Source organism: Paraburkholderia caledonica (assembly GCF_000383275.1).
GTDB classification, from domain to species: domain Bacteria; phylum Pseudomonadota; class Gammaproteobacteria; order Burkholderiales; family Burkholderiaceae; genus Paraburkholderia; species Paraburkholderia caledonica.
This window is the reverse complement of record NZ_KB911037.1, coordinates 542,098-562,864: the sequence shown is the minus strand read 5'-3', so window position 1 is coordinate 562,864 and position 20,767 is coordinate 542,098. Positions and strand designations below refer to the sequence as shown.

The 20,767-nt window shown below is 58.9% G+C and carries 16 protein-coding genes and 1 pseudogene; 14 read left to right on the top strand and 3 right to left on the bottom strand.

Going from position 1 to position 20,767, the window contains the following annotated elements; all coding sequences use genetic code 11:
• Positions 1-26: 26 nt before the first annotated feature.
• Entirely contained in the window at positions 27-1,409 is a 1,383-nt protein-coding gene (locus H281_RS0115205; protein ID WP_020067983.1) for an MFS transporter, read from the top strand.
• 242 nt (positions 1,410-1,651) lie between these two features.
• Here the strand turns inward: H281_RS0115205 and H281_RS0115200 are convergent, their stop codons facing one another.
• Positions 1,652-2,215 (bottom strand): hypothetical protein, encoded by a 564-nt coding sequence (locus H281_RS0115200; RefSeq protein WP_164701886.1) that lies wholly within the window; start codon positions 2,213-2,215, stop codon positions 1,652-1,654.
• A 101-nt stretch (positions 2,216-2,316) separates the two neighbouring features.
• Positions 2,317-3,627 (bottom strand): MFS transporter, encoded by a 1,311-nt coding sequence (locus H281_RS0115195; RefSeq protein WP_020067981.1) that lies wholly within the window; start codon positions 3,625-3,627, stop codon positions 2,317-2,319.
• A 221-nt stretch (positions 3,628-3,848) separates the two neighbouring features.
• Between H281_RS0115195 and H281_RS34675 the strand changes: the two genes are divergently transcribed.
• The 13 genes and pseudogenes from H281_RS34675 to H281_RS0115115 all read left to right on the top strand — a co-directional run bounded on the left by H281_RS34675 (position 3,849) and on the right by H281_RS0115115 (position 20,386).
• Positions 3,849-4,694 (top strand): phytanoyl-CoA dioxygenase family protein, encoded by an 846-nt coding sequence (locus tag H281_RS34675; protein ID WP_020067980.1) that lies wholly within the window; start codon positions 3,849-3,851, stop codon positions 4,692-4,694.
• Position 4,695: 1 nt separating this feature from the next.
• Complete coding sequence (locus H281_RS0115185) at positions 4,696-6,135, top strand: aldehyde dehydrogenase family protein (protein WP_033379558.1); 1,440 nt, start codon at positions 4,696-4,698, stop codon at positions 6,133-6,135.
• A 60-nt stretch (positions 6,136-6,195) separates the two neighbouring features.
• Positions 6,196-7,146 carry a LysR family transcriptional regulator gene (locus H281_RS34670; protein WP_164701884.1) on the top strand — a complete coding sequence of 317 codons (951 nt, stop codon included), beginning with the start codon at positions 6,196-6,198 and terminating at the stop codon, positions 7,144-7,146.
• A gap of 25 nt (positions 7,147-7,171) precedes the next feature.
• On the top strand, positions 7,172-8,116 hold the full coding sequence (locus H281_RS0115175; RefSeq protein ID WP_020067977.1) for a D-2-hydroxyacid dehydrogenase: 945 nt from the start codon (positions 7,172-7,174) through the stop codon (positions 8,114-8,116).
• Between the two features lie 186 nt (positions 8,117-8,302).
• On the top strand, positions 8,303-9,466 hold the full coding sequence (locus H281_RS0115170) for a CaiB/BaiF CoA transferase family protein (protein ID WP_020067976.1): 1,164 nt from the start codon (positions 8,303-8,305) through the stop codon (positions 9,464-9,466).
• Between the two features lie 33 nt (positions 9,467-9,499).
• Complete coding sequence (locus tag H281_RS0115165; protein WP_027804621.1) at positions 9,500-10,432, top strand: HpcH/HpaI aldolase/citrate lyase family protein; 933 nt, start codon at positions 9,500-9,502, stop codon at positions 10,430-10,432.
• Between the two features lie 830 nt (positions 10,433-11,262).
• Positions 11,263-12,354 (top strand): acyltransferase family protein, encoded by a 1,092-nt coding sequence (locus H281_RS0115150; protein ID WP_020067972.1) that lies wholly within the window; start codon positions 11,263-11,265, stop codon positions 12,352-12,354.
• Positions 12,355-12,557: 203 nt separating this feature from the next.
• Positions 12,558-13,070, top strand: coding sequence for a lipocalin-like domain-containing protein (locus tag H281_RS0115145; protein WP_020067971.1), 513 nt, complete (start codon positions 12,558-12,560; stop codon positions 13,068-13,070).
• Positions 13,071-13,141: 71 nt separating this feature from the next.
• Entirely contained in the window at positions 13,142-14,080 is a 939-nt protein-coding gene (locus H281_RS0115140; RefSeq protein WP_020067970.1) for a nitrilase-related carbon-nitrogen hydrolase, read from the top strand.
• A gap of 380 nt (positions 14,081-14,460) precedes the next feature.
• Complete coding sequence (locus H281_RS0115135; protein WP_020067969.1) at positions 14,461-17,658, top strand: BTAD domain-containing putative transcriptional regulator; 3,198 nt, start codon at positions 14,461-14,463, stop codon at positions 17,656-17,658.
• A 453-nt stretch (positions 17,659-18,111) separates the two neighbouring features.
• Positions 18,112-19,026, top strand: coding sequence for a tetratricopeptide repeat protein (locus H281_RS0115125; protein WP_164701882.1), 915 nt, complete (start codon positions 18,112-18,114; stop codon positions 19,024-19,026).
• A 225-nt stretch (positions 19,027-19,251) separates the two neighbouring features.
• A pseudogene (locus H281_RS0115120) lies at positions 19,252-19,635 on the top strand (MFS transporter); the annotation flags it as partial.
• A 481-nt stretch (positions 19,636-20,116) separates the two neighbouring features.
• A complete protein-coding gene (locus H281_RS0115115; RefSeq protein ID WP_020067965.1) occupies positions 20,117-20,386 on the top strand; it encodes a YodC family protein in 270 nt (89 codons plus the stop codon).
• A 44-nt stretch (positions 20,387-20,430) separates the two neighbouring features.
• On the opposite strand, the gene H281_RS0115110 is transcribed toward H281_RS0115115, so the two are convergent.
• Positions 20,431-20,742, bottom strand: coding sequence for a superinfection immunity protein (locus tag H281_RS0115110; RefSeq protein ID WP_020067964.1), 312 nt, complete (start codon positions 20,740-20,742; stop codon positions 20,431-20,433).
• Positions 20,743-20,767 lie beyond the last annotated feature (25 nt).

Below are 20,767 nucleotides of genomic sequence, written 5' to 3'. Positions count from 1 at the left end.
ATAGATTCCCAGAGAAGGGAGGAGACATGAATACATCGCCCGTTTCACCCGGCAACGCGCCGGTTATCAGCCGTTCGGCCGTCAACCGCGTGTTGGTCGCTTCAGTGGTCGGGACCGCTATCGAGTGGTACGACTTTTTTCTCTATGCCACCGCTTCGGCGCTGGTATTCGCCAAGCTGTTCTTCCCGTCGTTCGATCCGGTGGTCGGCACCATCGCGGCGTTCGGCAGTTTTGCGGTCGGCTATCTCGCGCGGCCATTCGGCGCGGTATTTTTCGGGCACTTTGGCGATCGCATCGGACGAAAGACGACGCTCGTCGCGACGCTGACGATCATGGGCGTCGGCACCTTCGTGATCGGCCTGCTGCCGACCTACGATTCGATCGGCGTCTGGGCGCCGATCCTGCTGGTGGCGATGCGCTTCCTGCAAGGTCTCGGCGTCGGTGGTGAATGGGGCGGCGCGGTGCTGATGGTGGTCGAAACGGCGCCGGCCAGCAAGCGCGGCTTCTTCGGCGCGTTCCCGCAATTGGGCGTGCCGCTCGGGTTGATGCTTTCGACCGCGGTGTTCAAAGCCGTGTCGAGTCTGCCGTCAGACGCGTTCTATTCATGGGGATGGCGCCTGCCGTTCCTGCTGAGCGTCGCGCTGATCGCGATCGGCCTGTTTATCCGGCTACGCGTCATGGAGTCGCCCGTATTCGAACAGATCAAGGCGAGCAAGCAGGTCGTGAAGGCGCCTCTGATCGAATTGCTGCGCCGGCATCCGAAAGATCTCGTGCTGACGATCGGCACGCGTTTCGCGGTCGACATCACCTTCAACGTGATCAACGTGTTCGTGCTGGTCTATGGCACCACGCGACTCGGCCTGCCGCGCGGACTGCTTCTGAACGCCATCATTCTCGGCTGTGCCTTCGCGCTGATCACGCTGCCATTGTTCGGCAAACTGTCGGATCTGATCGGACGCCGGACCGTCTTCATGTTCGGGGCGGTGTTCGTGGCGATCTACGGATTCGCATTCTTCCCGTTGCTCGAGACACGCAATCCGACTTTGATTCTCGTGGCGTACGTCTGCGGTATCGCGTTAAGCCAGGCGTCCGTGTACGGCGTGCAATCCACGTGGTTTGCGGAACTGTTCGGTACGCGGGTGCGCTATACGGGTGCGTCGCTGCCGTATCAGATCGCCGGCATCATCACGTCAGGGCCGACGCCATTGATCGCCACTTATCTGTTCGCCACGTATGGCCAGACGCTGCCGATTTCGATCTATATCGCGGCGACGGGCTTGCTGAGCATGGTGTGTGCGTTTTTCCTCGCCGAGACTTTCAGGCGGGATCTGTCGGCGGAGCCGGAAGATGAAGCGGCCGCGACGAGTGCACATGTGCATTCGCACTCGCCAAGTCCTCTGTCGCGCTGAGCGCAAATCGACCCCGCTGTGGCGTCGTGTATGACCTCGCCGAGTGCGGGGCCGCAGCGGGACTGGCGCAAGGCGGCGGTTCAAGAATTGGCTGGGGACGAACACGATGCCAATACTGACCGTATGCATACGACCAGACGCCGCGAATCAATCTTCATGTCCGTTTGCGGTCCGTCTGGCGAACCTCCTACGGATAACGGATTGATTGCGGTCGACGTGGATTCGGACGGATTGCGTCCGCGTCACAATCCATGCGTCGGGACGAGAGGGGCAAGCCATGCATAGTTTAGCCTGATATTGCTATCGGTCTGCACGCTATAAATTTGATCTGTTACTGGGTGTGCGTGAGCATATACCGCTGAGAATCTGGCGAACTCATCCATTCGCTCTGTCGTGCTCTGTGATTGGATCAGCAGGATTGCGCAGCGGGCGAAGTAGCGCGATGCCTGTTGTTTTACGAAGGCGGCATCGCGGTGGAGCTGAGCTTCTGTTGCGCTTCTGGCATCGCGTACGACGATGGATGTCAAGCCTGCGGCTGTGCGTGCCAGAACCCAGATCGCGCGAACGCCGCAGACGCTCCCTCGTTCCAGGGGTGCCCGAATCAAGCCCATTACGCCAGTGAAATTCAAGTCGGTTTCCAGCACTTTCCTGGCCTTACAGGGGATATCCGCGCCGGCCAGCCATGCCGTTAATTGAGCAGATGGTCGCTGTGAACCAGAGAGCGTCAGCCCGGTTTCACCTAGCAAACAGGGCTCGCCATACGCTCCATCGCAAGTTCCTATCGTCAGATAGTCTGGCAGTGTCATGCTGTACTCCGGCTTATCCAGAACAACATTCGTTTCGTATCGCTACGCATCTGGTTCCGGGCGGCGTTCCGGTATTGATTGCTGATGGTGCAAGCCTGGTTTCAACGATCGATAAGTCGCGAAGGAAAGCAGAACACCATCGCACTGCCGACTATCATGCTCGCGGCAAGAATATAGAGGCCGATGCTCGTGGTGCCCGTGTTCTGTTTGATCCAACCGAGCATGTAGGGACTGACGAAGCCGGCCAGGTTTCCGACCGAATTGACGAGCGCAATTCCCGCAGCGGCTGCAACGCCGCCGAGCAACGCGGGGGGCAGGGTCCAGAACTGCGACACGACGGACAGGACACCCACAGTGCCGATCGTCAGTCCGCACACGGCGATCACGGTGCTGTGCGGATACATGGCGACGAGCGCGAGGCCGATGGCCGCGACGATACCAGGCAACGCCAGATGCCAACGGCGCTCACGTGTCCGATCCGAATGCCACCCGACGACGAACATCGCAAGCACGGTTGCGGTATAGGGAATCGCAGTCAGCATGCCGACCTGTAACGGGTCCGTGACACCGGTGTCCTTGATGATAGTTGGCATCCAGAACAGAACGCCGTACTCCCCCATGAGGATGAAGGCATACATGACGCACAAGATCCACGTGCGCGGTTCGGTGAAGGCGCCACGCAGCGAATTCACCTGTGACTCCGGGGTCTCGCGTTCGAGGTTGGCCGCCAGCAATTGCTTTTCCGCTTCTGTGAGCCATTTCGCGGAGCGGACATCGTTGCCTAGTACAAAAAACACGGCGATGCCGAGCAGTACCGACGGCAGCGCCTCGAGCAGGAACATCATCTGCCAGCCGGACCATCCGCTGATATTGCTTGATGCATGCATGATCCAGCCGGAGAGCGGCCCGCCGAGCATGCCGGCGAGGGGAATGCCTGCGAGGAACAGCGCAATGATGCGTCCACGGCGCGACGACGGATACCAGTACGTCAGGTACAGAAGTATGCCAGGCAGAAAACCGGCTTCAGCTACACCGAGGAGGAAACGCATCACATAGAAGGTGGTCGGCGTTTTAACGAACACCATTGCCGCCGAAATCAGGCCCCACGTAATCATGATCCGAGCGATCCAGATCCTGGCGCCAACCTTATGCATGACGATGTTGCTAGGCACTTCGAAAATCACATAGCCGAGAAAGAAGATACCCGCGCCGAGACCATAGACCGTTTCACTGAACTTCAGTTGATCGAGCATCTGCAGCTTCGCGAAGCCGACGTTCACCCGGTCGAGATAGCCGGCTGTATAGCATATGAGCAGAAAGGGGATGAGGCGCCACGACACCTTCGAATAGACGCCGCGCTCGTCGAGCGTTGCTTCCGCATAGGGCATGGTAGCCGGCGGGTTGATTGACATGTCTCGCTCCATAATGGGTTGGCGGCTTTTTCGCTGCACTTTTGTCTGCTACAGCCGGGCCTGGTCGCTTCCGACCGGATGGGCACTCAAAGTATGCAAGAACGAAGAGGGAGGGACATTCTCAACTTCGCAACGCCGTCATCGCAATTGGACAACCAAACGGGATACACGCTGTTTTAGACTTGCTTCGTAGGCTGGTTTGGCTAAACAAAGGAGACGAAATGGAACTGAGCAAGCAACAGATTGCGGATTACCACCGTGACGGATTTATCGTTATTCCCAATTGCTACAGCAGTGAGGAAGTGCAGGCCATCCGGAACGACACCGAACGTTTGTGCGCGATCAAGGCGGATTCCATCTTCAGGGAAAGCTCGGGTGCGGTACGTTCGATCTTTCGCGTCCACGAAACTGACGGACCCGTTGCATCGCCGCAGTATCGGGCGCTGTCACGCACACCGCGCCTTCTGCGTCCAGTGATGCAAACGCTTGGCAGCGAGGAGGTGTATATCGCCCATACCAAGGTGAACACCAAATCGGCGCTCGAAGGTACAGGATGGCTTTGGCATCAAGACTTCGGTTACTGGGTGCACGATGGCTATCCCGAGAATGACATGCTGACAGCGATGGTCATGCTCAGTGATACCGCGGAAATCCACGGCTCGCTGTATATGATTCCCGGCAGTCATAAACTGGGCCTCATCGACCATTACTACGACGACAGCCAGGCGGCCTACCAGCTGCCGCAGCGCGCGGTACAGCGTGATCGCATCAAGCAGATCCTCGAGACGTCCGGCGCGCCGGTCCCGATCGTCGGCAAAGCTGGCACGCTAGTGCTATTCCATTGCCTCACCATTCATGGGTCAGGGGTGAATATGTCAGCGGAGAACCGCTGGCAGGCGTACCTCACCTATAACCGCGTTGCGAACCGTCCCCGTGACGTGGAAAAGCCGCGCGGCGACTTCGTGCGTTCGACCAACTGGGCACCGCTTCCCATCGGACGCGACGACGCGATTCTTGCCGCCGGCCAACGCCAGCAGCAAAGCGAAGTCTCGCTACAGGGGAAATAACGTGACAACAGCCCATCATTTCATTGGCAATCAATGGGTGGCGCCTTCGACCGGCGACACAATAGCCGTGGTCAACCCGTCCACGGGGCTTGAATTCACACGCATCGCACGTGGCAACGCGGCTGATATCGACGTTGCCGTCAAGGCGGCGCGTAAAGCATTCGACACCACGTGGCGACGTATCGGTCCAGTCGAGCGTGGCCGCATTCTCGCGAGACTCGGCCAACTCGTGCTCGACAATCACGAGACGCTGACGCGCATCGAATCGGAGGACACGGGCAAGCCGCTAAAGCAAGCCGCGGCCGACATCACTGTGTGCGCACGCTACATGGAATTCTATGCGGGTGCCTGCGACAAGCTGCATGGTGAGACGATCCCCTTTCTGCCAGGGCATACGGTGCTGGCCGTTCGTGAGCCGCATGGCGTGACCGGCCATATCATTCCATGGAATTATCCCGCCGCGATGTTCGGACGCAGCGTCGCGGCGTCGCTGGCGGCAGGCAACGCGTGCGTGGTCAAGCCGGCCGAAGATGCCTGTCTCTCGTATCTCAAGCTGGCCGAACTGGCGGCCGAAGCAGGCCTGCCCGCGGGCGTGCTGAACATCGTGACTGGCTACGGCCGCGAAGCCGGCGTCGCGCTCGCCGAACATCCTGGCATTGCACATATCTCGTTTACGGGTTCGCCCGCAACGGGCACCGCCGTCGCCCAGGCGGCGGCCAGACACCATTGCCCGGTGACGCTGGAACTCGGTGGGAAGTCTCCGCAAATTGTCTTCGACGACGCCGATCTGGATGCCGCGCTGCCGATCATTCGCAACGCAATCGTGCAGAACAGCGGCCAGACCTGTTCCGCCGGTAGCCGCCTGCTCGTACAGGCCTCGTTGTACGAAGAGCTTATCGAAAGACTCGCGCGCAGTTTCGAAGCGGTCACCGCAGGCCCTTCGGAACGAGACTACGACTGCGGGCCGTTGATCAACGCGACTCAGCTCGACCGGGTGAAGACGTTCCTTGCCAGGGCAGACGCTGACAACATCCGTTTTGCCGCGACAGGGAAGCTTGCGCCGAATGCTGCACAGGGAGGATATTTCCAGCCTCCCGTGTTATTGCGTGACGTACCGCACAAGCACACCCTGGCCCAGCATGAGGTATTCGGACCGGTATTGGTTGCAATGCCGTTTTCGGATGAAGCCGAGGCCGTCCATCTTGCGAACGACACGGCGTTCGGTCTGGTTGCCGGTATCTGGACGCGCGATGGTGGGCGCCAGATGCGCCTCGCCCACGCGTTCCATGGGGGGCAGGTGTTCGTCAATTGCTACGGCGCGGGCGGGGGTATAGAGTTGCCGTTCGGCGGTGTCAAGCAAAGCGGCTATGGCCGTGAGAAAGGAATGGAGGGCCTGTTGAGCTTTACGACCTTGAAGACGATCACCCTCAACCACGGGTAAGGCGGACGTTGAGTGCGCCAGGCCTGACTATTCTGAATGTCGGAAGCGTGCCTTGCGCACTTGACTTACACCCTGCCGGAGCGATCTGGACTTTGCATGCGGATTGACCTTGTTACACTGAAAATATTTCTCACCGTTATTGAGGAACGCAATTTCGCGCGGGCCGCGGAGCGTCACTTTATCGCGACATCTGCCGTCAGTAAGCGGATCAGCGATCTAGAAGACGCGCTGGGGGTGCAATTGCTCGAACGCCGTAACATGGGTGTTCGCCCAACGCCCGCCGGGCTCGAACTCGTCACGCACGCGAAGGACATGATGCTGGTGATGGCTCGCATGCGTGCGCAGATGAGCGAATTCGGCGACGGCTCCAAGGGTGAAGTCCGCGTATTCGCCAATAGCACTGCGATCGTCGGCTTTCTTGGCCCGACCATTCGTACGTTCCTCGAAGCGTATCCGCAGATCGACGTTCATCTCGAAGAATGGAGCAGCCCGTTCATCGTTCGTGCTCTGCGCGACGGCATCGCTGATCTGGGCGTGTTCTGGTCTGGCGTCTCGACAGCAGGACTGATCGTGCATCCGTTCCGACGTTCGAACCTCGTTGCTGTGGTGCCCTCGCAGCATCCCCTGGCCGACCGAACTGAAGTTTCCTTCGCTGAGACGCTGGACTATGACCAGATTGCTTTCCACGAAGGCAGCCTGATATTCAGAATGATGCAGTCGTGCGCCGCCGACTTGCAGCGCAAGTTGCGTATCCGTTTGCAGGTAACGAGCTTCGACGCGATGCGCACGATGGTGCGCTCCGGTATTGGCCTCGCGGTTATGTCCGACGTCACGGTGAAAACGCCGGACGAGAGCTATGGCTACAAGGTCGTCCCGTTTAGCGATGAATGGACGAAGCTGGAAAGCCTGATCGGTTACCGTGACTTCAACGCACTGCCACGCTCCGCACAGAACTTTGTTCGCCATCTGCAATCCCCACACCCCGGTCTGACGCAAGGGCCGCAGACTTAACCGAACGTTGGAGATTTCCACTCTCATGAGTCATATCGTCTTTCTGGACAGTGCGACCCTGCCCGTGCCAGTGCCTCGGCCACGGTCATCCGACCGCTGGACGGAGCGACTCAGCACCCGCGAGCATGAGCTTATCGACGCGCTGGCAGACGCCGATATCGCCATCACCAATAAGGTTCCGCTTCGGTCGGACACACTGCGGCAACTTCCAAAGCTCAAATATATCTGCGTCGCGGCGAGCGGTTACGACACCGTAGACGTAGCTTATTGCCGTGAACACGATATTCAGGTGTCCAATGTTCCAGCGTATGCGGCATCGAGCGTGGCCGAGCATGTGATCGGCTGCATTTTCATGTTGCGCAGGCAATCGCTTTCGTACAACCAACTGGCTGCTTCAGCATGGACTTCGTCGCCGGTGTTTTGTGTCCACGGCGCGCCCATCCACGACATACGCGGCGCAACGCTCGGTCTGATCGGCCTGGGTGCGATTGGCAAGGAGGTCATGCGGATAGCGACAGCCCTCGGTATGCGGGTACTGGTAAGCGAGCGTAAGGGCAACACCGCAGCGCGCCCGGGTTACACCTTATTCGACACCGTGATTGCCAACAGCGACGTGGTCTCTTTGCATTGCCCTTTGTCCGACGATACCAAGGGTTTGATCGGAGAACGCGAGCTTTCGATGATGCGTCCCACTGCGGTGCTGATCAACACGGCGCGCGGTGCACTCGTCGACGAGCGTGCGCTCGAGGCGGCACTTTTCAGGCAATCCATCGCTGGCGCGGCGCTTGACGTTTTACAGCTTGAACCACCGCACGAGCAGCATCGTTTCGTCACCGGTCAGCCGGACAATCTATTGTTGACACCTCATGTGGCCTGGGCGAGTTCGTCCGCCGTCGAGACACTCGCACGCGCGGTCTCCGCCAACGTGCAAAGTTTTCTGGAGCGACGAACGCTGAATCGCGTTGCCTGAAACGCCGTAATACATTGAGTCGTTTGCCGATTCAGCCGCGCAAGTCTTCAATTCCGAATGCGGCCTTCACAAATCGATGATTCACAGGCCGTATCGCCTGCGGGAAACTTTCTCAAGGAATTAATTGGGCGCGCGCAAGCAGGCAGCCCGGTAGATCGTCCTCAACCAACTGAGAAAGCGCCGGATATGAACCTTCCCCTCGATAACATAACCGTGGTATCGCTTGAGCAGGCGATCGCCGCTCCGCTCGCGAGTCGGCATCTTGCCGATTGGGGCGCACGCGTCATCAAGATCGAACGGCCCGGTAGCGGCGATTTTGCCCGCGGATACGACAAGGCGATGCACGGCATGTCGAGCCAGTTCGTGTGGGCGAATCGCTCAAAAGAAAGCCTGGCATTGGACGTGAAGTCAGAGTTCGGGCAAGAGGTACTGGAAGAACTGTTGCCACGCGCGGACGTGTTCATTCAAAACCTCGCGCCCGGCGCGGCGACGCGGCTTGGCCTCGACGCGAAGTCTCTCGTTGAGCGCTATCCTCGACTCATAGCCTGCGATATTTCTGGCTATGGTTCGACAGGACCGTATGCGAACAAAAAAGCCTACGACTTGCTGGTTCAATGTGAAACGGGCTTTTTGTCGATCAACGGGACGCCAGATGAACAGGCAAAGTGCGGGCTGTCTATCGTCGATATCGCAACTGGCATGTACGCGCTCAATGGCATTCTGCTCGCGCTCTATCGCCGCGAGCGGACAGGCAAGGGTACCGCATTCGAAGTCTCGCTGTTCGACGCCATGGCCGAGTGGATGAGTTATCCGGCGTATTTCACACGCGATAGCGGCAAGCCGGTCGAGCGCTCCGGTGCTCGCCACGCGACCATCGCGCCATATGGGCCGTTTACCGCGGGCGACGGCAAGACAGTCTTCTTCGGAATCCAGAACGAACGCGAGTGGCGGAATTTCTGCGAGAAAGTGCTGGGTGATGCGAAGATTCGCACCGACCCACGCTTCGCGTCGAACCCGGATCGCGTGCGCAATCGTGACGCACTTGAAGCACTGATCACCGAGTCCTTCGCCAAATGGACGAGTGCCGAACTGGGGGACCTTCTCGAACGGGCCGCCATCGCCAATGGGCGCATGAATACGGTCGAAGACTTTCTCGCGCACCCGCAACTGCATGAGCGCGGCCGAGTAACTTCCATCGGAAGCCCGGAGGGTCTACTCGACGTGTTCTTGCCGCCGATGATTATCGACGGACTGTCGCCAGTGATGAAAAGCGTGCCCGATGTAGGCGAGCATACCGACGATATCCTCGGCGAGCTGGGACTGCATCCGTCCCGCTTGCGTATCGCTTGACCCATTCCTTAATCGTATCGGGATCATATTTCCATGCGTGTAACGAGAACCTTCCTTGCGGTACCGGCCCATCAGCGTCGTATGGTCGAATCGGCTGCCCGCAGTTCGGCGGATGCCGTCTTTCTCGACCTGGAGGACGCAGTGCCCCAAGCTCAAAAGGAGACCGCACTCCTCGGCGCTGTCGCGGCGATCAACGAGCTGGACTGGGGACACAAAGCTGTGAGCGTGCGCGTCAATGTGCCGGCTAGCGCGACCATCGAAACGGAGGTTGCAAGGCTGTTAACGGACGCGCCGCGACTAGATACACTGCTCGTTCCGAAGGTTGAATGTACTGCTGACGTGGACAGAGTTGTTGGATTGATCAAACTCCACAGCCAACGTCGGAGGACGCCGATCGGTCTGGAGGTGATGATAGAGACGGCTCTCGGGCTCGTTAACTGCGAGCAGATCGCCGCACATTCGGAATTGATCGAGTCGCTGCATTTTGGCGTAGGCGACTTCTCCGCGTCGATCGGGGCAAAGGGTGTCGATATCGGGCTTTCGCATCCCGGGTACCGCCTGACCGCGCGATCCGCGCAAGGCGACTACTCGAGCACGGCACTCGACATGTGGGCCTATCCGATGATGCGCATTCTGGTTGCGGCGCGCGCTCACCGCCTCCGGGCAATCGACGGACCCTGCGGCGCTTTCCATGATTCGGATCTGACGTCGGCGTTGGCTGTCAAAGCTGCGACTATGGGGTTCGACGGCAAGCAGGTTATTCATCCTTGCCAGATCGATACGACGCTCCGCGCTTTTGTTCCTACCGCCGACGAGCTGTGCGAAGCTCAACGTGTCATCGCGGCAATGACTGAAGCGGAGCGTGAGGGACGTGGCGCCGTTCAGGTCGATGGGAAACTGGTCGACTATGCGAACATCCGGATGGCGCAACGTGTAGTCGCAATGGCGGCAAACGTAGACTTGTAACCAATCCGATATTGTTGAAAATCGGATTCGCGCTTCCCGAATCACGTTCCCGGACGTCCGCTTTCGGCGCTGACAATGGCCCGTTCCGGGCCCGCCAGTGGGCCCTGTCTCATGCAGCACCGCCATGTGTCAATTTGAGTAATGTTTGCTGAAAGACGCAGCGGTTTGCCGTGCTGCGCGAGATTGCTCGGCGGCTGTTGCGATTCGTCGTAGGGCATCGTGACCTTGTCGCCGCCGCGCACGTCGCGTCGCAGCTGCGCGTCGGAGCGAGTTGCGATTCCACATCACCCGGGATTTTGCGATCAGCCTCCGCGCGCCGAATCCGAGTCATAGTCGATCTGCGCAACAACTTCCTTCACCAGCAACTGCAGGGAAAACAATGAACAAGCAGGAACCCGTTGATCTCGTCGCTGCCCAGACGGGCGTAACCCCATTCCATTTTAAGTTGCTAACGCAGTCGCGTTTTCGGACGCAACAATTCGCGAGTCTTCACGCGCTGGCGGAAGAGGCGCTCTAGGTTGACCTGTAACGGCTCAGACGGATAAAACCGCTGGTTCTAATGTCGTGTGACCTTCGGACAGCTCTCAAGACCGACCAGTTCAGTACGCACCGGCCTTACCGTGATTGCCGCATGCTCTGTCCGTTACGTTGTTAATCGATTTCCCGGCGCAATCCGGAGCGTGATCTGATTGTAGAGGTGCGATAGGCGCCGACACGAGACAGGACTTCAGCGATCGGTAGGCTATCGGAAGGTCATGGTGACGCAAGCTCAAGCCATAGTTGGTTTCCCGATGCATCTCGGGACGCAACATGCTCCGAAAGGAGGAGCCATGCTCACTCTTCGTTCCGCTATCGAGACCATCGGTGATGCGCACTGCCTAGCCGGTCATGCGCAGCTGGACCGGAAGCGTTCCCTTCATGTTGACGTAGCCAAAGGGATCGCGATGATTGGAATTGTTGCAATTCACAATCCCCTGCTGCTCAAGCACGACGGCGAGATCTTTGATGCGTTGCTCGCGTTCGCGCTACCTGTTTTCTTTATAGTCACCGGAATGTTCACTCGCAACGAGGCGCACTGGCGCGACGTCATCGCGACGCGCTCCGTGTCACTGCTCGTGCCTTACGCTGCGGTGGTCGTAGCACAGGCATTGTGGCAGATGCCGCTGTCCATGCCCCGCGCTGCGCGAACGATCGCTGGCGCGCTGTATGCATCCGGCGCAACGGTTCCCTGGGTGACACTATGGTTCCTGCCCCATCTCTGGTTAGTGGCGATTTCGGCTTTCTTGATCACGCGTCTCACACGACGCGTCGCCTATCAACGCACGACATGTGCCTTACTTGCGATTGCATTGATCGCCGCTGGAAGCTGGATATTGCACCATTTCGATCGGCAGGACGCGCTGGCTCAACTTCCATGGAGCATCGATCTACTGCCTCTTTCGCTTGCATTTGTTCTGGCTGGTCATGCATGGCGCCGCTCTTTGCTGGATATGCAACCGAAGGGCTGGTTGATCCTATGCGCCGTTGCCGCATTCATCATTATTCAGGCTTTACCTGGATCTTCAATGGATCTGAACCTGCGACGCTATGACAGCGCGGGACTCACAACTCTTTCCGCCTTGCTTGGCTCTTATGTCGTCTTCTCGATTGCGTCATTGCTAGGAGACGTTCCTATTGTCGGGCGAACGATGAGCGCAATTGGTCGTGCAAGCCTCATCATCTGCATCGTTCACTTTCCGCTTCAACAAATACTTATCCAACGTATCGAGCATCTACCGGTGCATCCAACGCTGCTTCTTGCCGGGTCGATATCCGTGGTCTCGGTCGGTATTTCGATGCTCGTCCACCATGCGGCGCGATGGTCGGGTCGACTCAATTGGCGAAAACATAAGTTAAGCGAACGAAATTACTCAAACTTTTAACCGACAAATGGCGCCTTGAGGAGATTCACCCGTAAACCGCTGCGCCTGAATCGGATTTGCCGCCGCGACATGAACCTGAGCTTTCGTTGTCCGTTTCCACGTGTGGGGGACCCCGCCGGAGGGGCTGCCGCCTCAAAAATCGATGCCTTCGGCTGGTCATTCCGGTGAGTGTTGCTGTCTAGCTGTCTCTTAAGGAGATTCTTATGCAACGTCGCCTGACTGTATTTTTTGCTAGCACTGCCGTATGGGCTTCGTCTCTTCTTGCATTTCAATATGCCGTCGCACAGACTGGAAAGAGCCTGATCGGCACCTGGCATCTGACTTCGTTGACGGTCCTGAAAAGCGGAAGTCCAGTTGAAGTACTGGGAGAGCATCCCGAAGGTCAACTCGTTTTTGGCGAGGATGGACGTTACACCCTGATCGCAGTGCGCGCCAACTTGCCGAAGCTTGCATCAGGCGACCGCCTCTCGGCGACGACAGAAGAAAGCAAATCGATTTTGCAGGGAAGTGTTGCCCATTTCGGAAGCTATGTAGTCGATCCCACTACACGACGCATCGAATTCCACATTAAAAAAGGAAACTTCCCGAACTGGGATGATGAAATACAGGCGAGGCCATTCGTCATTGAAGGCGACCGACTGACGTATATCACACCCGGCAGCTTCGGATATGGCGCGTCGACCGCCGTCTGGCAGCGGGCGACAGATCGACGATGAGCATTGCAGAATGAACGTAAGTGGGCCAGATCTCAACGCATGTCGAGGCAGCGATTGGACAGGAGGTCAGAATGGAGCATGTTTTGCGCGCAGCAGTAGTGCAAACCGGGTCGGCCATGTTCGATGTCGAACGAACGCTAGCGAAGGTCGAGCAACATGTCGTCGCGGCGTCGAGACAGGATTCGCAGTTGGTTGTGTTCCCTGAAGCATTTTTACCAGCTTATCCCAAGGGACTGCATTTCGGCGCTTCTGTCGGCGAAAGGACGCCTGAAGGCAGGGAGGAGTATCGCCGGTACTTCGACAGCGCAATCGAGGTGCCATCCGTCTGGACCAACCGGCTTGGCGAGATCGCATGCGACCTGAAGCAGTACCTGGTGATCGGTGTGATTGAACGTGACGGCGGCACGCTGTACTGCACCGTGATCTTCCTGGCGCCCGACGGCAGGCTTCTCGGCAAGCATAGAAAGCTGATGCCCACGGCGGCAGAGCGCCTGATCTGGGGATTCGGCGACGGATCGACGCTTCCCGTATTCGATACGCCATTCGGCCGTCTGGGAGCGGTGATCTGCTGGGAAAACTATATGCCGCTATTACGCATGGCCATGTACGCGAAAGGCGTTCAGATTTACTGTGCGCCGACGGCAGACAGCCGCCCCACGTGGGTGTCATCCATGCAGCACATTGCGATGGAAGGCCGTTGTTTCGTTCTCTCCGCGTGTCAGCATTTGCGACGCAGCGATGCCCCGGAAAGTTATGCAGCGGTCCAGGGCAACGACCCCGACACCATTCTCATGCGTGGCGGCAGCTGCATCGTGGCGCCCCTCGGAGCGGTCCTGGCCGGTCCATTATTCGATGAAGACGCGCTACTGGTCCACGAACTGGATCTTGGTGACCTGGCAAGGGGCAAATTCGACTTCGATGTCGTGGGCCACTATGCACGTCCCGATATATTTCGCCTCCATGTGAATGAGGAGGCGAGCGCACCCGTTCATTTCGAGCAGAAGCGGTAGGTACTTCTGGTCAAGCTTGCGAAAGGGTGGACCTTTTGTTCCAGGCGGCGAAGCGTCGTGCCACACGATGATGAACCGTCTTGCCTGAAAGCAACTTGACTCCCGCCCGGAATCGATTAGAAATCTGACGGATAGGGCACCTCCGGTTGTTCCCGAATTCAGATGCGAAACCACGTCGCAGGCCCCTGCGCTTGAGCCGTCCACCGTGAAAGCCTGGGTGGACTTGTTTCCTCGGACGCGCCGGCTGCAAATGTCTGATCGGAGCGAAAGTATGGCGGAACCCGAGCTTCCGAGGATATTCCGATGGGGCGCCTCGGCGAACAGTTGCTGAGTGGGCGCACGAGATCCGGGCTGTCTCGTGGGTGACGCAGGTAAGGCCAATGGCGAACAGCAAACCGCTTCTCGCGAAGTTTACGCGCCCACGATTGCACCGGACCATTGCCCGGCCGCGCCTCTTCGCGCTGCTCGATGCGCAGCAAGAGCATGCGATAACCTGGATCACCGGTCCGCCCGGCGCCGGCAAAACTACACTCGTGGCAAGTTATCAAGCCACTCGTCGCTTGCCTGGCATATGGTTCCAGGTGGACGCGGCCGACCGGCATCCGGCGACTTTCTTTTTCTACCTGCGCGAGGCTGCGCTTTCCTGCGTGGACGGCAAGCGCACCGCGCGTCTGCCGCTGTTCACACCCGAGTTCGAACCAGACCCGGTCGGGTTCGCACAGAACTGGTTTCGGGAACTCTTTGCCCGACTGCCTGACAACGCCGTGCTTGTGCTCGACAACTATCAGGAAGCGGGCACCGGCGCGTTGCTGCACCGGATCATCGAAAAGGCCGCGGAAGAACGGCCCGAACGCATCCGGTTGATCATCATCAGTCTGACAGAGCCGCCGCCTGAATTCGTCCGCCTTGTCGCGAACCAGAAGCTTGCTGTCATCGGATGGGAGCAGTTGCGGCTGTCCCTTGCCGAGACCGCAGAGATTGCGACAACCCGCCACGACGTGGACGATGAATCGCTGCGGCTACTGCAGCGGCAGTCGGACGGATGGGTGGCTGGGCTCATGCTCTTGCTCGAACGTAGTGGGCGTACCAGCGTCGCAACGGAGCCGTTTGCACCGCAGGCAACTGAAGCCGTGTTCAACTACTTCGCCGGTCTTGTGTTCGACCAGGCGCCCGCATCCATGCGCAACTTCCTGATGCGTTCGGCGTTTCTTCCGAACATGACCGTGAAGACCGCGCGCGAAATGTCCGGCCGCTCTAACGCGGCAAGCATTCTCGACCTTCTGTATCGCCGGCACATGTTTGTGGAACGGCGCAGCGGCGCGGAGCTCACCTACCAGTACCATGCGCTCTTTCGCGAGTTCCTTCTCTATCGTGCACGGCAGGCGTACAGACCGGCAACCTGCGAAAGGCTCGCAGCGCGCGCCGGGCGGGTGCTTGAAGAACAAGGCCAGATCGAACAGGCGGTGGATCTATATTTGCTCGCGAAAGATGGCGAGGCTTTGATTCGCCTGATTTGCGACCATGCGGACACGCTGTTGAGCCAAGGCAGGCACCGGACCCTGGAAGACTGGATTTGCCGCACGGACGAGGACGTGCGCAAGCGCGCCCCCTGGCTCTCGTACTGGCTTGGCGCCGCTCGTATGCCGTTCACTTCTGACGACGCCAGAGCCGCGTTCAAGGAAGCGTTCCGGTGCTTCAAGCAAGAGGAGGACGTCGTTGGCTGCGTGATGTGCGCTGCAGCCATGATCGAAACGTTTTTCCTTGAGCGGGCAGAGGACCTTCATCCGGCGGATGAATGGATCGACGCGTTCGAGAACGCATTAGAAAAGATCGCGCACGCTCTGCCTCCCGCTCTGGAAGCGAGGCTGGTGCCTTGCCTGCAAGGAATCATCTTCCGTCGCCCCGATCATCCCAAGCTGCCTCAATGGGTCGAGCGAGCCTGGAACTTGCTGTCGACGATGTCGGGTACGGAGCAGCGTCTGAGGACGGGCGCGGTTCTGCTCATGCATCTCATCTGGCAAGGCGACTTTCCCAAGGCGGCGCTGCTCCTGCGCACGGTCGACCAGTCGGCGCCAGAAGCGGACGTCGCGCCGCTCCCATTGATCTGCTGGCGGCTGCAACAGGCTCGCTACTACTGGAGCACCGGCTCGCCGGCCGACGCCCTGGCGCTTCTGGACGAGGCACTTGCCATTGCACGCGAAAGCGGCGTGCATGCAATGGACCGCTACATTCATGCGCAGCGGGCTTATGCCTGTCTGGCGGCGCGTCAGTTCGACACAGCGGACCGCAGCCTGTACGTTATGGAGGGTCTGCTTCAAACCGGCGCGGGACCAGATACCGCGCTTTTCAATTATCTGAAATCAGGTCGCCATCTGCTCAACGGAGATCTGGAGGCGGCACTGCAATATGGGGAACGCGGCCTGAAGGCCGCACTCGCGTGTGGAATGCCTGTGGGCACTGCGCTGTGCCGCAACGCTCTGGCGCAGGCGTTGATCTGTACCGGGCACTGCGCGGCGGCGCAGACGCATCTGGACGAGATGCTGACGATTGCAAGGGGCATGCGCAGTCCGCTGTTCGAGCATGCCGGCCTCCTGCTCTCGGCATACTGTCGGCTTCAGGCCGACGCCACACAATCCGCGTTGGAACCGCTGAGACGTGGACTGAACATCGGCTGTACGCATCAGTTCCGCTTCATCCATCCGTGGGCACGCCCTGAAGCAATGCAACGCCTGCTCGCGTTCGCGCTGAAGAACGGCATCGAATGCGAATACGTTCGCGCAATTATCAAGGGGGAACGGCTGCTGCCCGAATCGCCGGATGTTGACCCCTGGCCCTGGGCCGTTCGTGTCAACACGTTTGGAGGGCTGGCGGTGTTCGTCGACGATGAGCCTCTGCGCTTCAGTGGTAAGCCACAGCGCAAGCCGCTGGAATTGCTTGAGGCCATCATCGCCCATCCCGGCCGACACGCTCGCAAAGTCACGCTGATCGACCAGTTGTGGCCCGATCTCGACGGCGACGCGGGACAGAACGCGTTCGAACTCGCGTTGCATCGGCTGCGCAAGCTAGTGGGCCGCGACGATGCCCTTGTCATGCAGGATGGTTGCGTCACCCTCGACCCAAAACAATTTCGCGTCGATACGTGGAACTTCGAGCGCCTTTGTCACCAGGTCGAACAAGCTGCTTTACTCAATGCCGATGCAGTTGAATGGGCGCAACTGGCCGACGAACTCCTGCTCCTCTATTCGGGTCACTTTCTGCACGGCGAGGAGACCCAGTGGGCCATCGTCGCCCGCGCACGCCTGCAAAGCCAATTTACTCGCACGATTGCTAGCGTCGGGCTTGAACTCAAGCGCCTTCGCAACTGGCCGGCCCTGACAAGCCTTGCCCGACGGGCTGTTGAGAACGACCCGCTTAACGAGGAATTTCATCGTTTGTTGATTTTCTCGCTCAGTGAGCAGGGCCGCATCGCTGAAGCTCTCGATGCATACCGTCATTGCCGACAGATCTTGTCGGTCACACTGGGCATCGAGCCCTCTGCGCCGACTCAAGGCCTCTATCAGTCGATCCGTACCCGATAGAGGCGCCGGCTTCGGATACCGCGTGAGCGAGCAGAAGGCTATCGGAAGGCCATGCTGACCGAAACTCTGACCGTGGGCCGCTTTGACAGCGGCACTACGCAAAAGTCAGGAGATCGGCAATGAAGCCAAACGCAAACAAGCTGGTTGCTATGTCCTTGGGGCTTGTCGTGGCTTGCGGGACAAGGTGGGTCCATGCGGGTACGGAGGCGATGTCGGTAGAAGACTCCATCGATGTCACCGCAGCTCGGCCGACAGTGATTAGCGTATATCGTGCACCGCCATTGATCCGGCTCCCGTCGAGGAGCGCGAGGACTGCGAACGATCCGGCATTTGCGCAGTGTCTGCCCGACCTGTACTGCGCACTCGCCCCCGCCTACGCCCCCCCTCCGGCGCATGCAGACGACAAAGCCGGCGCGCCCTGACAACCTGTCGCGGCTGCCTTGGGGGAACCACATGTCCTACTTTCTTAGTCACTGGAATCTTAGTCACTGGATCTCCGCGATGTTCCTGTTCTGGAACGGGGCGAGATTTTTCGCCTACCTTCCAACCATCAGGAAAGTGATAGCGCAAGACGCTGACGTCCGCAGCTACAGCCTCGTTTCGTGGGGAATCTGGTTTCTAAGTAACCTTACCTTTGCGCTCATGCTTCTTGAAGTCAGTGGAGGCCAACCCAATGAGATGGTTTGGATGAACGTCGGTAATTCGATAATGTGCATGGCCGTCTTTGCATTGGTGGTGCTGAAAAGGTACAGATCACATTCTATGCAGACCATGAAACGCGACGGTCGCCGACCGCTGAAGGTCGAGTGTGAGCATCTGCGTGAACAGGGCAACACGTTGATGCAACTTGGCCATTACGAAGGAGCGGTCCGTGCGTACGACGCTTTCCTGACCCATGTGGAAGACGATGGCACCGTCTTCAATGAGGCCATCTGCCTGGAAAAACTCGGGCGCCGAGCGGAAGCACTTCCGCTGTATCAACAACTTGCACAGAGAGATGTGCCAGGCGCACTTATAAACAGCAGCAACTGTCTCTCGAGCCTGGGCGCTCCTTCTGAAGCTCTGGAGTACGCGAGCCGAGCGACCCGCCTGGCGCCGGGGGATCCTGCCGCGTGGATTGCATTAGGAAGCGCCCATCTCTCGTCTGGTGCATGGCGCGAAGCCGTCGACAGCTTTTCTCATGCGCGCAGACTCAACCCGATCGATCCGACTTCGACATATAAGCTGGCGTTGGCGGCCGTGCAAATGAATGACAGTGATCTCTGGAGGGAAGAGTTGCAGGATGTTTTGTCGCTGGCACCACTCGATGATTCGCGCCGTCGACTAGTGAACTCTGTGTCGAACGCTGGTCATAGGCTCGTGCACTAGCTGGGGTTTGTTGGGCTGTCTCGCGTGCCGTCCTCGCAAGGTAGAAAAACAAGACGATCTATTTGTGGGCTACCGTCACAAGCATTGTCTGCAGCAACTCGGGGCATCCGACAAGTGATCAATTTTCGGAAATCGGGTCGATTGCACTAAGTCTTCTCCATGGCAGGGCATCTTCGCACCGACTACCGACAGGCAAGGGATATCTACTACGTCCGTCATCTGATCGGCTTCGCCGCAGCCGCGGCCGCCGCGCCGGACCTGCCGTTCTACGCGGGCCTGGTATGCGCGGGAGTCGGTCAGGGTTTGCTGCTGCCGTCGATCATGCGCATCGTGCTGCTGGAGGTCGCCCCCGAAAAAGCAGGGCTCGCGTCGGGCGTAATCTCGTCGACATTGCAGATCGGCTCGGCGTTCGGCACGGCCGCTATCAGCGGCGCGTTCTTCGGCGCGCTGGGAGCAGTCGGGGCCGAGGCGGCGCCTGTCCGCTACGCCCACGCGTTCCAGCTGAGTCTCGCGATCAATGCCGTGCTGATGTTCGTCTGCATCGGCTTGAGCGTGCTGCTCGTGCGGCATCAGCAACTCGCGTTGCGGCGGGCCGCCGCAGCCGCTTGAAAATTGTCGCGCAGGTAATCGTTTTCATAGCTGTGTCTCCGGGAAAATCATTATGCTTTTCACACGGAATTCATTTTAATTACGATTGCATTTACCGGTGATTGAGTAGTTCACAGGTAATTCGGCGCCGCGGGGCAAATGGAAGGCTACCTCCCGACATTCAAAATTGTTTCAGTAATGAAGCATTTTCGGCCATGCATTTTCTACTCGACGCCAGCGCTGGAGCAGTAAGTCTTGCGGTCTGTGCGTTGCCGCACCGTCAAGGCTGGGGCGCGGCGCGGAGGTCGCTCCGGTTTAACCCGGCATTGCAGTGCGTCAAATTGTCTTTCCGGGTTTTATGAAATCGGTATCAATAAAAAGCACTTGCCGTATTTAATTTCGATTGTTAATCTGAACGCGTTTAGAGGTATCCCTCAATAGGTCTTAGTCGATAGACGGCGCAATGACTTGAATACTGCTAACGGTTCCGTAGAGGATTGATATGCTGACCGCTACCATTGACACGCTTACACCGCCTCCCGCCCGGTTCTCAATCGGCGACGTGGTCACGTTGAAAGACGGCGGCCCGCGCATGACTGTTACGTATGCGGGCCCGGTGGCGCTCAATCCCGGCGACTGGCTGATCTGCGAGTGGTTCGACGACCACGGCGAACTGCGCCGCGAAGTATTCGCGCCCTCCAGCGTGCGCGCCGAGCCGCGTTCCATTCCGGCGGGCTCCGTGCAGTGGAACCGGATAGGCCGCGCGGCATAACGGCTGCGGTTTCTGCTTCCGCTCCTACTGCCGCTTTCCCGGGCTTAATCCTGCGAACCATCCCGCGTCGTGCTGCGCCGTTGCACGCGCAGCAACAGCGCGGACGAAAATGCGCGCATGCGCACCACCTTGCGCTGTTCCTCCACGTCGCCCGCAAGGTTCTCCGGCGGGTTCGGCTGCAACGACCAGTAAAGCGCGAGCAGCCATCCAAGAACGGTCCACCCAAGGCACGCGTTGAATAGCGCGAGCGTCAGCACGTCGACGCGTTTGCGCCGGTCGGCCAGAATCGCCGGCAGGAAATACAGCGCCAGCGCGATCATCACGGCGATGATCTGAACGACGGCCGTGTCATTCATATGTCGCCTCCTGGAAGAAGGTCCG

Coding starts and splice junctions, on each gene's coding strand:
- H281_RS0115205 (WP_020067983.1), top strand. CDS start 27: ATGAATACATCGCCCGTTTCACCCGGCAACGCGCCGGTTATCAGCCGT.
- H281_RS0115200 (WP_164701886.1), bottom strand. CDS start 2,215: ATGACACTGCCAGACTATCTGACGATAGGAACTTGCGATGGAGCGTAT.
- H281_RS0115195 (WP_020067981.1), bottom strand. CDS start 3,627: ATGTCAATCAACCCGCCGGCTACCATGCCCTATGCGGAAGCAACGCTC.
- H281_RS34675 (WP_020067980.1), top strand. CDS start 3,849: ATGGAACTGAGCAAGCAACAGATTGCGGATTACCACCGTGACGGATTT.
- H281_RS0115175 (WP_020067977.1), top strand. CDS start 7,172: ATGAGTCATATCGTCTTTCTGGACAGTGCGACCCTGCCCGTGCCAGTG.
- H281_RS0115170 (WP_020067976.1), top strand. CDS start 8,303: ATGAACCTTCCCCTCGATAACATAACCGTGGTATCGCTTGAGCAGGCG.
- H281_RS0115165 (WP_027804621.1), top strand. CDS start 9,500: ATGCGTGTAACGAGAACCTTCCTTGCGGTACCGGCCCATCAGCGTCGT.
- H281_RS0115150 (WP_020067972.1), top strand. CDS start 11,263: ATGCTCACTCTTCGTTCCGCTATCGAGACCATCGGTGATGCGCACTGC.
- H281_RS0115145 (WP_020067971.1), top strand. CDS start 12,558: ATGCAACGTCGCCTGACTGTATTTTTTGCTAGCACTGCCGTATGGGCT.
- H281_RS0115140 (WP_020067970.1), top strand. CDS start 13,142: ATGGAGCATGTTTTGCGCGCAGCAGTAGTGCAAACCGGGTCGGCCATG.
- H281_RS0115135 (WP_020067969.1), top strand. CDS start 14,461: ATGGCGAACAGCAAACCGCTTCTCGCGAAGTTTACGCGCCCACGATTG.
- H281_RS0115125 (WP_164701882.1), top strand. CDS start 18,112: ATGTCCTACTTTCTTAGTCACTGGAATCTTAGTCACTGGATCTCCGCG.
- H281_RS0115115 (WP_020067965.1), top strand. CDS start 20,117: ATGCTGACCGCTACCATTGACACGCTTACACCGCCTCCCGCCCGGTTC.
- H281_RS0115110 (WP_020067964.1), bottom strand. CDS start 20,742: ATGAATGACACGGCCGTCGTTCAGATCATCGCCGTGATGATCGCGCTG.